This is a genomic window from Streptomyces sp. CCM_MD2014, from assembly GCF_000772045.1.
GTDB lineage: Bacteria > Actinomycetota > Actinomycetes > Streptomycetales > Streptomycetaceae > Streptomyces > Streptomyces salinarius.
Genome location: NZ_CP009754.1, coordinates 1,310,794 through 1,324,939, shown reverse-complemented (window position 1 = coordinate 1,324,939; position 14,146 = coordinate 1,310,794). Strand labels below are relative to the sequence as shown.

General features: G+C 72.5%; 12 protein-coding genes. 6 read left to right on the top strand and 6 right to left on the bottom strand.

From position 1 onward, the window contains the following. The first annotated feature begins 294 nt into the window (after positions 1-294). The 3 genes from NI25_RS05705 to NI25_RS05695 all read left to right on the top strand — a co-directional run bounded on the left by NI25_RS05705 (position 295) and on the right by NI25_RS05695 (position 3,894). Positions 295-2,025 (top strand): cellulose 1,4-beta-cellobiosidase, encoded by a 1,731-nt coding sequence (locus NI25_RS05705; RefSeq protein ID WP_061441402.1) that lies wholly within the window; start codon positions 295-297, stop codon positions 2,023-2,025. Positions 2,026-2,185: 160 nt separating this feature from the next. After that, positions 2,186-3,100: a class I SAM-dependent methyltransferase gene (locus NI25_RS05700; RefSeq protein ID WP_061441401.1), complete on the top strand. Its 915-nt coding sequence runs from the start codon at positions 2,186-2,188 to the stop codon at positions 3,098-3,100. A gap of 92 nt (positions 3,101-3,192) precedes the next feature. Beyond that, on the top strand, positions 3,193-3,894 hold the full coding sequence (locus NI25_RS05695; protein ID WP_061441400.1) for an SDR family oxidoreductase: 702 nt from the start codon (positions 3,193-3,195) through the stop codon (positions 3,892-3,894). A 60-nt stretch (positions 3,895-3,954) separates the two neighbouring features. Here the strand turns inward: NI25_RS05695 and NI25_RS05690 are convergent, their stop codons facing one another. The 3 genes from NI25_RS05690 to NI25_RS05680 all read right to left on the bottom strand — a co-directional run bounded on the left by NI25_RS05690 (position 3,955) and on the right by NI25_RS05680 (position 8,439). Beyond that, on the bottom strand, positions 3,955-4,788 hold the full coding sequence (locus NI25_RS05690; RefSeq protein ID WP_061441399.1) for an aldo/keto reductase: 834 nt from the start codon (positions 4,786-4,788) through the stop codon (positions 3,955-3,957). Between the two features lie 83 nt (positions 4,789-4,871). Beyond that, complete coding sequence (locus NI25_RS05685) at positions 4,872-6,698, bottom strand: AMP-dependent synthetase/ligase (RefSeq protein WP_061441398.1); 1,827 nt, start codon at positions 6,696-6,698, stop codon at positions 4,872-4,874. A gap of 226 nt (positions 6,699-6,924) precedes the next feature. Beyond that, a complete protein-coding gene (locus NI25_RS05680; RefSeq protein ID WP_061441397.1) occupies positions 6,925-8,439 on the bottom strand; it encodes an MFS transporter in 1,515 nt (504 codons plus the stop codon). 117 nt (positions 8,440-8,556) lie between these two features. Between NI25_RS05680 and NI25_RS05675 the strand changes: the two genes are divergently transcribed. Further along, on the top strand, positions 8,557-9,540 hold the full coding sequence (locus NI25_RS05675) for an Lrp/AsnC family transcriptional regulator (protein ID WP_061441396.1): 984 nt from the start codon (positions 8,557-8,559) through the stop codon (positions 9,538-9,540). Here NI25_RS05675 and NI25_RS05670 read toward each other — a convergent pair. Next, positions 9,519-10,400, bottom strand: coding sequence for a LysR substrate-binding domain-containing protein (locus NI25_RS05670; RefSeq protein WP_061441395.1), 882 nt, complete (start codon positions 10,398-10,400; stop codon positions 9,519-9,521). The two genes, NI25_RS05675 and NI25_RS05670, sit on opposite strands and share 22 nt — an antisense overlap. 181 nt (positions 10,401-10,581) lie before the next feature. Here NI25_RS05670 and NI25_RS05665 point away from each other — a divergent pair, with 181 nt between their 5' ends. After that, the gene (locus NI25_RS05665; protein ID WP_233520839.1) at positions 10,582-11,592 is read left to right on the top strand and encodes a bile acid:sodium symporter family protein; all 1,011 of its coding nucleotides are present in this window, start codon (positions 10,582-10,584) and stop codon (positions 11,590-11,592) included. Positions 11,593-11,702: 110 nt separating this feature from the next. Here NI25_RS05665 and NI25_RS05660 read toward each other — a convergent pair whose 3' ends face one another. Next, a complete protein-coding gene (locus tag NI25_RS05660; protein ID WP_061441394.1) occupies positions 11,703-12,620 on the bottom strand; it encodes a quinone oxidoreductase family protein in 918 nt (305 codons plus the stop codon). Positions 12,621-12,716: 96 nt separating this feature from the next. Here NI25_RS05660 and NI25_RS05655 point away from each other — a divergent pair, with 96 nt between their 5' ends. Next, the gene (locus NI25_RS05655) at positions 12,717-13,160 is read left to right on the top strand and encodes a MarR family winged helix-turn-helix transcriptional regulator (protein ID WP_061441393.1); all 444 of its coding nucleotides are present in this window, start codon (positions 12,717-12,719) and stop codon (positions 13,158-13,160) included. A 112-nt stretch (positions 13,161-13,272) separates the two neighbouring features. Here the strand turns inward: NI25_RS05655 and fdhD are convergent, their stop codons facing one another. Further along, positions 13,273-14,121: a formate dehydrogenase accessory sulfurtransferase FdhD gene (gene fdhD, locus NI25_RS05650; RefSeq protein WP_061441392.1), complete on the bottom strand. Its 849-nt coding sequence runs from the start codon at positions 14,119-14,121 to the stop codon at positions 13,273-13,275. Positions 14,122-14,146 lie beyond the last annotated feature (25 nt).

Genomic DNA, 14,146 nt, shown 5'->3' with positions numbered 1-14,146 from the left:
ACGCGTCCGTCACGGCGCGTCCGAACTGCAAGGAGTCGCTCATGCGCCACCCCCCGCTCCACCCTCCGCGTTCAGGACTTTTAGCCGCTGCCTCAGCCGTGGCCGCCATGTGTCCGACGCTTCGCCGGCCCGTGTGCCGGATCGCTCACCCCCCGGGCGGTTCCACCGTGCCCGCGGGCCGTTCCTGACCTCCGATCACGACGGCACCCCCAGGCCGATCGGCAGCGGGCCGCGCCGAGCAGCGCGTGGCCCCGGACGACAGCAGCACCCCCACGAAAGAAGGAACCCGCACTCATGACCCGTACCAGAACCGCGATGCTCGCCGCCCTGACACTGGTCGCCGGCGCCTCCGGCACGGCACTGGCCGCCCAGTCCGCGAGCGCCGGAGCCGCGGCCGCCGCCTGCACCGTCGACTACCAGGTGCAGAACGACTGGGGAAGCGGATTCACCGCTGCCGTGACCGTCACCAACAACGGTGCCGCCACGTCCAGTTGGTCGCTGGGATGGACGTACGCAGGCAGCCAGAAGGTCACCAACAGCTGGAACGCGAAGGTCAGTCAGAGCGGCGCCGCCGTCACCGCGACCAACGAGTCCTACAACGGCACGCTCGCCACGGGCGGCTCGGCGAGCTTCGGCTTCCAGGGCACCTACAGCGGCAGCAACGCGATCCCCGCCACCTTCACCCTCAACGGCGTGACCTGCAACGTCGACGGCGGGACCGACCCCACGGACCCGCCGACGGACCCGACCGACCCGCCCACCGACCCGTCCGGCCGGGTGGACAACCCCTACGAGGGCGCCAAGGTCTACGTGAACCCCGAGTGGTCGGCGAACGCCGCCGCCGAGCCCGGCGGCGACCGCATCGCCGACGAACCGACGGGCGTGTGGCTCGACCGGATCGCCGCCATCGAGGGTGTCAACGGCGGCATGGGCCTGCGCGACCACCTGGACGCCGCGCTGGAGCAGAAGGGCTCCGGCGAGATGGTCGTCCAGCTCGTCATCTACAACCTGCCGGGGCGCGACTGCTCCGCCCTCGCCTCCAACGGCGAGCTGGGCCCGACCGAGATCGACCGGTACAAGACCGAGTACATCGACCCCATCGCCGAGATCCTCGGCGACTCGAAGTACGCGGACCTCCGGATCGTCACCACGGTCGAGATCGACTCGCTGCCCAACCTGGTCACCAACGTCTCCGGGCGGCCGACCGTCACGGAGAACTGCGACGTGATGAAGGCCAACGGCAACTACCAGAAGGGCGTCGGCTACGCCCTGAACAAGCTCGGTGACATCGGCAACGTCTACAACTACGTCGACGCCGGCCACCACGGCTGGCTCGGCTGGGACAGCAACTTCGGCCCCTCCGCCGAGATGTTCAAGACCGCCGCCACCACCGAGGGCGCGACCCTCGACGACGTGCACGGCTTCATCGTCAACACCGCCAACTACAGCGCCCTGAAGGAGGAGAACTTCAAGATCACGGACTCGGTGAACGGGACCTCCGTGCGCCAGTCCGACTGGGTCGACTGGAACCAGTACACCGACGAACTCTCCTACGCCCAGGCCATGCGCGACAAGCTCGTCTCGCTCGGCTTCGACCAGAACCTCGGCATGCTGATCGACACGTCCCGCAACGGCTGGGGCGGCGCCGACCGGCCCACCGGACCGGGCGCGACGACCGACGTGAACACCTACGTGGACGGCGGGCGCTACGACCGCCGCATCCACCCCGGCAACTGGTGCAACCAGTCCGGGGCGGGCCTGGGCGAACGGCCGCAGGCCAACCCCGAGCCGGGCATCGACGCCTACGTGTGGATGAAGCCGCCGGGTGAGTCGGACGGCGCGAGCAAGGAGATCCCGAACGACGAGGGCAAGGGATTCGACCGGATGTGCGACCCGACGTACACCGGCAACGAGCGCAACGGAAACAGCATGTCCGGTGCCCTCCCGGACGCCCCGCTCTCCGGGAAGTGGTTCTCCGCGCAGTTCCAGGAGCTCATGAAGAACGCCTACCCGCCCCTGTCGTGAGCGGATTCCCGCGCGCCCCGCGCGGGTGAGCCGTCGGGGCCCGGTCCTTGCGCGCCGGGCCCCGACGGGCCTCCCGCTGTTGCCGAACCGGCAACACCGATTGCCTCCGGGCGGCGAGTCGTCGCACCCTGGCGGCACCGCGAACGGGAGGCTGACCAGCATGGCGCACGACCACCACCAGGACACGCACGGCTCCGCCCACGAGCAGGGCCACGGACACGCGCACGACCACGGCGACATCGACTGGGCCGAGATGGCCCCCCATCTCGAGGCGCAGGCCGAGCTGTACACGCCGCTGTACCGGCAGGCCCTGGCCTGGCTGGGCCGGGAGGTGACCGATCCGGGCCTGGTCGTCGACGTCGGCAGTGGCCCCGGCGTCGTCTCCTGCCTGTTCGCCGACGCCTTCCCGGGTGCCCGCGTCGTCGCCGCCGACGGCGCCGCACCGCTGCTGGAGCGGGCCCGCGCCCGTGCCGAGCGGCTTGGTTTCGGCGACCGCTTCGGCACCCTCGCCGGCGACCTGCCCGGTGCGCTGGCCGACCTGGACTACCCGGCCGACCTGATGTGGGCCAGCCAGAGCCTGCACCACCTCCCCGACCAGCGCGCGGCCCTCGCCGACCTCGGCGGACACCTCGCACCCGGCGGCACGCTGGCGATCCTGGAGGGCGGACTGCCCGCCCGCTTCCTGCCCCGCGACATCGGGATCGGGCGCCCCGGGCTCCAGGCCAGGCTCCGTGCCGTGGAGGAGGACGCGTTCGCCGAGATGCGCGCCGACCTGCCGGACTCCGTGGCCGAGGCCGAGGACTGGCCCGCGATGCTGACCGCCGCCGGACTGAAGCACACCGGCACCCGCAGCTTTCTGCTCGACCTGCCCGCGCCCGTCTCCGACGCGGCCCGCGCCTACGTCACCACGTCCCTGTCCCGGCTGCGCGAGCGGATCGGCGACCGACTGGACGCCGGCGACCTCGCCACCCTGGACCGGCTGCTCGACCCCGCCGACGAGGCGGGCGTGCACCGCCGCCGGGACCTGTTCGTACTGGTGGCGCACACCGTGTACACGGCGGTACGGCCGGTCTGACGACCGGTCCGGCACGAGGGCTTGACTTCGAGAGCGCTCCAAGTGATGGACTCCCGGTGTCCGTGGGAAACAGGCGCAGACAGGGGGGAACCATGACCGACACACCGGTCACGCTGATCACCGGTGGGGGGAGCGGCATCGGGGCCGCCGTCGCCCGGCGGTTGCTGGACGCCGGGCAGCGGGTGGCCGTCACGGGACGCGGGGAGGCGAGGCTGCGGGCGTTCCGCGCGGAACTCGGCGACCCGGGGGACCTGCTGACGATCCGGGGCAGCGCCGCCGAACACGACCAGGTGGCGGCCGCCGTCGACACCACGCTGAAGGAGTTCGGCCGCCTCGACACGGTCGTCGCCAACGCCGGCTTCGCCACCCACGACTCGGTCGCCGAGGGTGACCCGGCGGGCTGGACGGAGATGGTGCTGACCAACGTGCTGGGCCCGGCCCTGCTGATCAGGGCGTCCATCGACGCGCTCAAGGAGACACGCGGACGGATCGTGCTCGTGGGCAGTGTCGCGGGCTTCGTGAACACACCGGGCAACATCTACGGCGCCACCAAGTGGGCGGTGACCGGCCTTGCCGAGAACACCCGGCGCGAGGTGACGCAGTGGGGCGTGGGCGTGACCCTGATCGCGCCGGGCCGGGTGGAGACCCCGTTCTGGGACGGCATCGGGGGCCTGCCGCCCGGTGAGCTGCTCACCGCCGACCAGATCGCCGACTCGGTCGTCTGGGCCATGACCCAGCCCGCCGGGGTCGACGTCAACACCGTGGTCGTACGGCCGGTCGGGCAGCCCAACTGACACGTGGAAGAGGGGCCCGGCCGCGCGGACGGCCGGGCCCCTCTTCCCTGCGGGCACCGCTCAGGAGTTGAGGTGCGCCGGGTCGGGACCGAGCCGGCGGTCCTCGTTCAGGGCGCTGATCGCCGCGAGGTCCTCGGTGTCCAGGGCGAAGCCGAACACGTCGATGTTCTCCTTGATCCGGGACGGCGTCACGGACTTCGGGATCACCACGTTGCCCAGCTGGAGGTGCCAGCGCAGCACGACCTGGGCCGGGGTGCGCCCGTGCTTCTGGGCGATCGCGACGATCGCGGGGATGTCCAGGATGCCCTTGCCGGAGCCGAGCGGTGACCAGGCCTCGGTGGCGATGCCCTGCTCCGCGTGCACCTCGCGGGCGGCGTGCTGCTGGAGGTGGGGGTGCAGCTCGATCTGGTTGACGGCCGGGATCACCGACGTCTCGGCGGTCAGCCGCTCCAGGTGCTCCGGCAGGAAGTTGGACACGCCGATGGCCCGGACCCGGCCGTCGGCGAGCAGCTTCTCGAAGGCCTTGTACGTATCGACGTACGTGTCCTTGGCCGGCATGGGCCAGTGGATCAGGTAGAGGTCGAGGTACTCCAGGCCGAGCTTCGCCAGCGAGGTGTCGAAGGCGCGGAGCGTGGCGTCGTACCCCTGGTCGCTGTTCCAGAGCTTGGTGGTGACGAAGAGATCCTCGCGGGGCAGGCCGGAGGCGGCGATCGCCTTGCCGGTGCCCTCTTCATTGCCGTAGATCGCCGCTGTGTCGATGCTGCGGTACCCGGCCTCCAGCGCCTGGGCGACGGCCGTCTCGGCCTCGTCGTCCGGCACCTGCCAGACGCCGAAGCCCAGCTGGGGCATCTCGACGCCGTTGTTCAGGATGATCGGGGGGACCTTGCTGCTCACGAGCTCTTGATCCTTCGGTTGTGGTCAGGTGGTACTCGTATCGTCAACGATCACGGGCCCCGGCGCATTCCTGACCGCGGGACTCACGCTCGGTAAAGTGCCTCGACCTCGGTGCCGTAGGCGTTCTCGATGGCCTTGCGCTTCAGCTTCAGCGAGGGCGTCAGCAGCCCGTGCTCCTCGGTGAACGGCTGGGCGAGGATGCGGAAGGTACGGATGGACTCGGCCTGGGACACCAGCGTGTTGGCCGCGACGACCGCGCGCCGCACCTCCGTCTCCAGATCGGCGTCGTGCACCAGTTCGGCCGGGGACATCTGCGGTTTGTTGCGCATCGTCAGCCAGTGCTCGACCGCCTCCTGGTCGAGGGTGATGAGGGCGGCGACGTAGGGGCGGTCGTTGCCGACGACGATGCACTGGTTGACCAGCGGATGGTCGCGCACCCGCTCCTCCAGGAGACCGGGGGAGACGCTCTTGCCGCCGGAGGTCACCAGGATCTCCTTCTTGCGGCCGGTGATGGTGAGGTAGCCGTCCTCGTCCAGGGCGCCCAGGTCCCCGGTGGCCAGCCAGCCGTCGTGCAGGGTCTCGTCGGTGGCCTTCGGGTTGTTCAGGTAGCCCTCGAAGACGTTGCCGCCGTTCAGCCAGATCTCGCCGTCGTCCGCGATGTGCACGGTGACGCCGGGTATGGGCTGCCCGACGGTGCCGTAGCGGGTGCGCTCGGGCGGGTTGGCGGTGGCGGCCGCCGTGGACTCGGTCAGGCCGTAGCCCTCGTAGATCTGCACGCCCGCGCCCGCGAAGAACAGCCCGAGCCTGCGGTCCATGGCCGAACCGCCCGACATGGCGTTGCGGATGCGCCCGCCCATCGCGGCCCGGACCTTGGAGTAGACGAGCTTGTCGAAGAACTGGTGCTGCATCCGCAGCCCCGCCGAGGGCCCGGGCCCGGTCCCCCAGGCCTTCGCCTCGACGGCCTCCGCGTACTTCACGGCCACGTCGACGGCCTTCTCGAAGGGCCCCGCCTTCCCCTCCTTCTCGGCCTTGCGCCGCGCCGCGTTGAACACCTTCTCGAAGATGTACGGCACGGCCAGGATGAAGGTCGGCCTGAATGCGGCCAGGTCGGGCAGGAGGGCCGCGGCGTTGAGCTGGGGCTGGTGGCCGAAGCGGACCTTGCCGCGGATCGCCGCCACCTCCACCATCCGTCCGAAGACGTGCGCGAGCGGCAGGAACAGCAGGGTCGCGGCCTCGTCGCCCCGCCTGGAGTGGAACACCGGCTCCCAGCGCTCGATGACGGTGTCCGCCTCGTACATGAAGTTGCCGTGGGTCAGCACGCAGCCCTTGGGACGGCCGGTGGTGCCCGAGGTGTAGATGACGGTGGCCACCGACTCCGGCGTAACCGCCCTGCGGTGCCGGTGGACCACCTCGTCGTCGAGGTGCGCGCCCGCGTCGTACAGCTCCTGGACGGCGCCGGAGTCCAGCTGCCACAGCCCGCGCAGGTGCGGCAGCCGGTCGATGACCGTGGCGATCGTCATCGCGTGGTCCTCGTGCTCCACGACCGCCGCCGTCACCTCGGCGTCGTACAGCATCCACATGCACTGCTCGGCCGAGGAGGTCGGGTAGACCGGCACCACCTGGGCGCCGATCGCCCACAGGGCGAAGTCGAAGAGGGTCCACTCGTAGCGGGTGCGGGACATGATGGCGACCCGGTCGCCGAAGCGGATGCCCTGGGCGAGGAGCCCCTTGGCGAGGGCCAGCACCTCGTCGCGGAAGGAGCCGGCGGTGACGTCCCGCCACTGCCCGCTCTCGTCCTTGCGGCCGAGCGCGATGTGGCGCGGGTCCTCCTGGGCATGCTCGAAGACGACGTCGGCAAGACCGCCCACCGGTGGTGCCAACGCCAAGGGAGGACTGGTGAACTCGCGCAAACCCCGCTCCCCGCTTTTCGATCCCCGCTTCGATGACGCCCCCCGCACAGCGCGGTGAAAGCTACCCCACCCGACGCGGGGACGGGAGGGGCGCCAAAAACGAACAGGGCTCATGTTCGCGCTGGTCAGCAGGAGGAAATGCGCTCACATGGGGAAGGGTCGGACAGATTCCTGACGGTTGAGTAAGTTTCGGTGCCGTTATCTCCACCGAATCTGTACGACCCGCTTACCGTCGGTACGGGGCTGCCGGAACGGCCTCCTCCTCTTTCAGCGCGGGCGCCGCGGAATCCGTCACACCCCTGCCCCGGCCGCCGCGATCGGCCCTCACCAGGACGAGCACCAGCACCCCGGCGACCGCCGCGACCGCGCCCGCGGCCACCGCGGCCGCGTTCAGTCCGGAGGCGAACGCGGCCCGCAGCGCGTGCTCGCCGAACACGCCCCGCAGGGCGTCCGCCGCACCGCCCGCCAGGCCGTGCGCCGCGTCGTGCGGCAGGGTGTCCCGCATCCGCGAGGTCAGCACCGTGCCGAACACGGCGATGCCGAGCGCGTACCCGAGCTGCCGGAAGGTGTTGACCGCACCCCCGGCCATGCCGGCCCGCTCCGCCGGGACCGCCGCCAGCGCCGCACCCGCGATGCCGGGCGACACCAGCCCCGTCCCGACGCCCACCAGGAGCAGCCCCGGCACCAGGGCGGACGCCGTGGAGTCCGCGTCCAGGAACGCCATGCGGAACTGCCCCGCCGCGATCAGCAGCAGGCCGCCGCCGATGGTCAGCCGCGCAGGCACCCCGTGCAGCAGCCGGCCGCCCGCCGCGGCCACCACGAAGGACGCCAGCGACAGCCACACGAACACGAGGCCGCCCCGCACCGGGCTCATCCCGAGCAGCGTCTGCAGCCATATGGACGTGTACGCCATCACGCCGAACGCCGCCGCGTTGAAGGCCAGCCCGCCCAGCATCACGCGGGAGAAGGCCGGCCGCAGGAACAGCCGCGGGTCCAGCAGCGGATCGGCGACCCGGCGCTCCACGGCGACGAAGGCGCCCAGCGCCAGCACCGCGAGCACGAAGGAGGCGAGCGTGCCGCCCTCCGTCCAGCCGTGCGACCCGGCCCGGACCGCCCCGTACGTCAGCGCCCCGGCGAACGCCGCGAAGCCCGCCGTCCCCGCCCAGTCCACGCGGCGCCCGGCCGCCCCGCGGGACTCCGGCACCACGCGCAGCGTCAGCCAGACCGCCGCCACGCTCACCGGCAGGTTCACCCAGAAGATCCACCGCCAGCCCGGACCGTCGGTGAGCAGCCCGCCCAGCACCGGCCCCACGGCCGCCGCCGCGCCGCTGACCGCGCCCCACACGCCGAGCGCCATCGACCGCCGGCGCCCCTGGTAGACCGAGCCGAGCAGCGGCAGCGTGGTCGCGAACATCGCCGCCGCGCCCACGCCCTGCAGCCCGCGCGCGGCGACCAGCATCCCCGGCCCGGTGGCCAGTCCGCACAGCAGCGACGCCACCGCGAACAGCACCACGCCCGCCACGTGCACCCGGCGCCGGCCCAGGACGTCGGCCGCTGCTCCCAGCCCCAGCATCAGCGCGGCCAGTGCCAGCGCGTAGCCGTCCATCACCCACTGCAGATCGCTCAGCGAGGCGTGCAGCCCCCCGGCCATGTCCGGCAGCGCGACGACCGCGATCGTCACGTCCAGCAACAGCATGAACGTCCCCAGACACACCGCCGTGAGCGGCCCCCATCTACGCATGATCCGTCTTCTCTCCCGTGTCGTACGTGATTGCGTGCCTCCGTACGATGGGCATCGCCCGGCCGATCGCACCGGTCTGTGAGAGTGATGCGACGGAATCCGACGGGAGGAGCCGCCATGCGGATGGAATCCGACACCTTCGACGAACTCGACCTGCGTCTGCTGGACGCCCTGGAGGTGAACGGACGGGCCTCCTTCAGCCGCATCGGGGCGGTCCTCGGCGTCTCCGACCAGACCGTGGCCCGCCGCTACCGCAGGCTGTGCGCCGAGGGCGGGCTGCGGGTGGTCGCCGTCCGGGACGCGGCGGCGCTCGGCCAGGACCACTGGACGCTGCGGCTGCGCTGCGTCCCCGACAGCGCCCTGGCCATCGCCGACGCCCTCGCCAAGCGGTCCGACACCAGCTGGATCGGGCTGGCGGCCGGCGGCACCGAGGTCATCCTCGGCACCCGGCCGCGCAGCCCCGGCGACCGGGACGACCTGCTGCTCGGCAAGCTGCCGCGCACCCCGCGCGTCCTGGAGATCCACGCCCACCAGATCCTGCACCGCTTCTACGGCGGACCCAGCGGCTGGCTCCGCAAGTTCCGTGTGCTCAGTGACGACCAGGTCGCGGCGCTGCGGCCCGACCACGGTCCGGCCTCACCCGGACCGGCCCGCATCCTCCCCGAGGACGAGCCGCTGCTCGCCGTCCTGGAGCGCGACGGGAGGGCCGGGCATCCCGAGCTGCAACGCGCCACCGGCCGCTCCGAGTCCGCGGTCAAGCGCCGGCTGTCCGCGCTGTTCGCCTCCGGCGCCGTGTACATCGACGTGGAGTACCACTCCGAGATCCTGGGCTACTCCACAGCCGCAGTCCTGTGGCTCACCACCAGTCCGGCCGCCCTGCACGGGGTCGGTGAGGCACTCGCCGCGCACGACGAGATCGCCCACGCCGCCGCCACCGCGGGCCCGTCCAACATCGTCGCCACCGCCGTCGTGCGCAGCACCGCCGACCTCTACGCCTACCTCAGCGGCCCGCTCGGCCGTCTGGAGGGCGTCCAGCACGTGGAGGCGTCGCCGTTCCTGCGCCGGGTGAAGCAGCTCACCTATCCGAGTCCCGTGCGCTGAGGCCGGTGCAGACGGTCGCCGCCCGCCAGGATCGCCGCCGCCAGCGCGTCCGCCGCGCCCTGGGCCGAGGGATGGCGCCGGCCGTGCACCAGCACGAAGTCGACGCCGCCCAGCTCGGGCAGCCCGGCCCGGTCCGGCACCCGGACGAGACCGGGCGGGACGAGGCCGTGCGAGTGCGCCATCACGCCCAGACCCGCACGGGCGGCCGCGATCAGGCCGTTGAGGCTGCCGCTGGTGCACGCGACGCGCCATTCGCGTCCCTCCCGCTGCAACGCGTCCAGGGCGAGCGCACGCGTGATACCGGGCGGCGGGTAGACGATGAGCGGCACCGGGCGGTCCGGTTCGAGGCGCAGCCGCTCCGCGCCGATCCACACCAGCCGGTCGCTCCACACGGGCTCGCCCCGCGGGTCCTCGGGCCGCCGCTTGGCGAGCACCAGGTCCAGCTTCCCGGCCGCCAGCTGCTCGTGCAGTGTCCCCGACAGCTCCACCGTCAGCTCCAGGTCCACCTCGGGGTGGTCGTGCCGGAAGCCCTCCAGGATCTCCGGCAGCCGGGTCAGCACGAAGTCCTCGGACGCCCCGAACCGCAGTCGTCCGCGCAGCCGGGTGCCCGTGAAGAAGGCCGTCGCCTGCTCGTGCACCTCCAGGATCCGGCGCGCGAACCCGAGCATCGCCTCCCCGTCCTCCGTCAGCTCCACGGAGTGCGTGTCCCGGCTGAACAGCTGCCGTCCGGTGGCGTCCTCGAGCCGCCGCACATGCTGGCTCACCGTCGACTGGCGCAGGCCGAGCCGCCGGGCGGCCTGCGTGAAGCTCAGCGTCTGGGCCACCGACAGGAACGTGCGCAGGTGCGAGGGGTCGTACATGACGCCAGGCTAGCGCCGCCCATCGGTGATCGTGATGACAGTCAGAGCGGTATACGGGATTCCCGATCGCCGAGCGGAGGAGCACGATGGAGCGGGGACCCGTGACCCCGCGGAAACGAGCGAGAACGAGTAAGCAACGAGCATGTGGAGCACCGTGAAACGCCTGCGCTGGCCGAGTTGGATGCCGATCGACCCGTACATCCTGCTGCTGCTCGGCACGGTGGGCCTCGCCGCGCTGCTGCCGGCCCGCGGCACGGGCGCGGACGTCGCCTCCGGTGCCTCGACGGGCGCGATCGCGTTCCTCTTCTTCCTCTACGGCGCCCGGCTCTCCACCCGTGAGGCGATGGACGGCGTACGGCACTGGCGGCTCCACGTCACCGTGCTGGCCTGCACCTTCGTCGTCTTCCCGCTGCTCGGCCTCGCGTCGCGCGGCCTGGTCCCGGTGTTCCTGACCGACCCCCTGTACCAGGGCCTGCTCTTCCTCACCCTGGTCCCGTCGACCATCCAGTCGTCGATCGCCTTCACCTCCATCGCCCGCGGCAACGTGCCCGCCGCCATCTGTGCCGGGTCCTTCTCCTCACTGGTCGGCATCGTCGTCACACCGCTGCTGGCCGCCGCGCTGCTGGGCGGCGGGGCCGGGTTCTCCGCCGACTCGGTGGTGAAGATCGTGCTGCAACTGCTGGTGCCGTTCGTGGCCGGACAGGTGCTCCGCCGGTGGATCGGCGGCTTCGTCGCCCGGCACAAGAAGGTGCTCGGGCTCGTCGACCGCGGTTCGATCCTCCTGGTCGTCTACACCGCGTTCAGTGAGGGCATGGTGCAGGGCATCTGGCACCAGGTGAGCCCGGTGCGGCTGGCCGGGCTGCTGGCCGTCGAGGCGGTGCTGCTGGCGGTGATGCTGGTCCTGACCTGGTACGGGGCGAAGGGGCTCGGCTTCGGGCGGGAGGACCGGATCGCGATCCAGTTCGCCGGGTCCAAGAAGTCGCTCGCCGCCGGGCTGCCCATGGCCAGTGTCCTGTTCGGCGCCCAGGCCTCGCTCGCCGTCCTGCCGCTGATGCTCTTCCACCAGATGCAGCTGATGGTGTGCGCGGTGATCGCCAAGCGCCGCTCGCACGATCCGGAGGCGGTGCCGTCCCAGGAGCGCCCGGCCGCCCCGGAGCGCACCGCGGTCGGCGCCGCGAGCCGGTCCGCGTGAAGCGACCGTGGCACGGTGTCCCGTAGCCGGGTGTCCCGTAGTCGGGCGTCCCGTGCCCGCCGGGAGCGCGCCGCTTCCCGCGTACCGGGGGGGCAGGGGCTCGGACCGCCTCAGGGGACGAGTACGACCTTCCCGAGGTTGCCGCGCGACGCGACGGCCTCGTGCGCCCTCGCCGCGTCCTCCAGCGCGTAGGGTCCGTGCACGGCGGGCCGGAGCCCTTCCTCCGCGTACAGCCGCCACAGCTCCCGCCGCCACCCCTCGTACACCTCCGGCATCTCACGGGCGATCCGTGCCATCTGGAACCCCGTCACCGTCCTGGCCCCGACCAGCAGGTCGTACGCCCGCACGGTCCCGCCGCCCGAGCCGTACGCCACCAGCCGGCCGCCCGGGACGAGGGCGCCGACCGCCGGGGTGAGGAGGTCGCCGCCCACGCCGTCGAGGACGTAGTCGACGGGTTCGCCCCAGCCGTCGTCGCCGTAGACCACCACCTCGTCGGCACCGAGCGAGCGCACGAAGTCCGCCTTGGCGGGGTCGGAGACGGCGCCCACGACCCGCGCGGCGCCCCGGACACGGGCGAGGTGGACGGCCAGGTGACCGACCCCGCTCGCCGCGGCCGTCACGAGTGCCGCCTCCCCGGGCCGGGGGCGGGCGGCCGACAGGACACCGAGGGCCACGAGACCGCTGCGCACCAGCGCGACCGCCTCGACCGCGCCGACCCCGTCGGGAACCGGCGAGGCCATGTCCCGGCGCAGGACCGCGAAGTCGGCGTACCCGTGCCCGAAGCACAGCCCCGTGACGCGGTCGCCCACCGCGAGGCCGGTGACGCCGGCGCCGAGCGCGACGACCTCACCGGCGACCTCCCCGCCGAGCGGCACGGGATCGGCGGCCTCGGTGACCTTGCGGACGACGGGCAGCGTCACGCCGACCGCCTCGCAGCGCACCAGGACCTCACCGGCGTCCGGCCGGGGCACGGGGACCTCCTCGAGGAACAGCGGACCGCCGGTGGACGCGTAACGGACACGGCGCATGGAAGCGCACCTCCGGGAAGTCGGGGAATCGTTGGTGGTCCCAACGGTAAGCCCGGAATCGTGGGGAAGTCCAACGATTACCGGTAGGCTGTCGCCATGACCGCCGCACCGCTGCCCGAGATCCGCTCCCTCCCCAGCTGGCTGCTGGGCCGCGCCGCCGCCCGCGGAAGGGCCCTGGTGGCCGGCGCGCTGGCGGCCGAGGGCCTGAAGATGTGGCATCACGTGGTGCTCTCGGCCGTCCGCGACCTCGCCCCGGTCGCGCAGGCCGACCTGGGGCGCGGCATCGGCCTCGATCCGAAGGACCTGGTAGGCGTCCTCAACGACCTGCAGTCCGCCGGTCTCGTCGTCCGGGTGCCGGACCCCGGCGACCGCCGCAAGAACGCGGTGTCGCTCACGGAGGAGGGCGGCCGGGTGCTGGGTCGCTGCGAGGAGGCGGCCCGCGCGGCCAACGCCGAGCTGCTGGCGCCGCTCACCGAGGACGAGCGGGCGCGGCTCATGGACCTGGTCCGGAGGGTCGCCGGTACGGAGGCGGACGGCTGAGGCGGACGGCCGGCGTGGTCGGCCGGCGCGGTCGAGGCGGGGCCCCAGGGGCGCAGGGGGCGCTCCCCGCCCGGCAGGGGCCCCGCCGCCGTGTCGCGGGGGAGGGGTGAGGTCAGCCCTGGGCGGCCGCGGCCCGCAGGGCGACGCGGTCCTCGCCCGCGTACACGTTCATGGAGCTGCCGCGCAGGAAGCCCACCAGCGTCAGGCCGGTCTCGGCGGCGAGGTCCACCGCGAGCGAGGACGGCGCGGACACCGCGGCCAGCACCGGGACGCCCGCCATCACGGCCTTCTGCGCCAGCTCGAAGGAGGCCCGGCCCGACACCAGCAGGACGGAGCGCGACAACGGCAGATCGCCGTTCTGCAGGGCGCGGCCGACGAGTTTGTCGACCGCGTTGTGCCGGCCCACGTCCTCCCGCACGTCCACCAGCTCGCCGTCCTCGGTGAACAGCGCCGCCGCGTGCAGCCCGCCGGTCCGGTCGAAGACCCGCTGGGACGCGCGCAGCCGGTCGGGCAGGTCCGCCAGCAGCTCCGGGGTGACGCGCACCGGGGGAGTGTCGGCGATGGGCCAGCGGGCCGTCGTACGCACCGCGTCCAGGCTCGCCTTGCCGCACAGCCCGCAGGACGAGGTGGTGTAGACGTTGCGCTCCAGGGTGATGTCCGGCACGCGCACGCCGGGGGCCGTCCGCACGTCGACCACGTTGTACGTGTTCGAGCCGTCGACCGTGGCGCCCGCGCAGTACACGATGTTCTGCAGGTCGCCCTGCTCGGCGAGCACGCCCTCGCTGACCAGGAACCCCGCGGCGAGGGCGAAGTCGTCGCCCGGGGTGCGCATCGTGATCGCGAGGGGTTTGCCGTTCAGCCGGATCTCCAGCGGCTCCTCGGCGACGAGTGTGTCCGGCCGGGTGGAGACCGCGCCGTCCCGTACGCGGATCACCTTGCGTCGTTCCGTGACTCGTCCCATGTTCGTGCCCCTTGCGCCGGTCGGT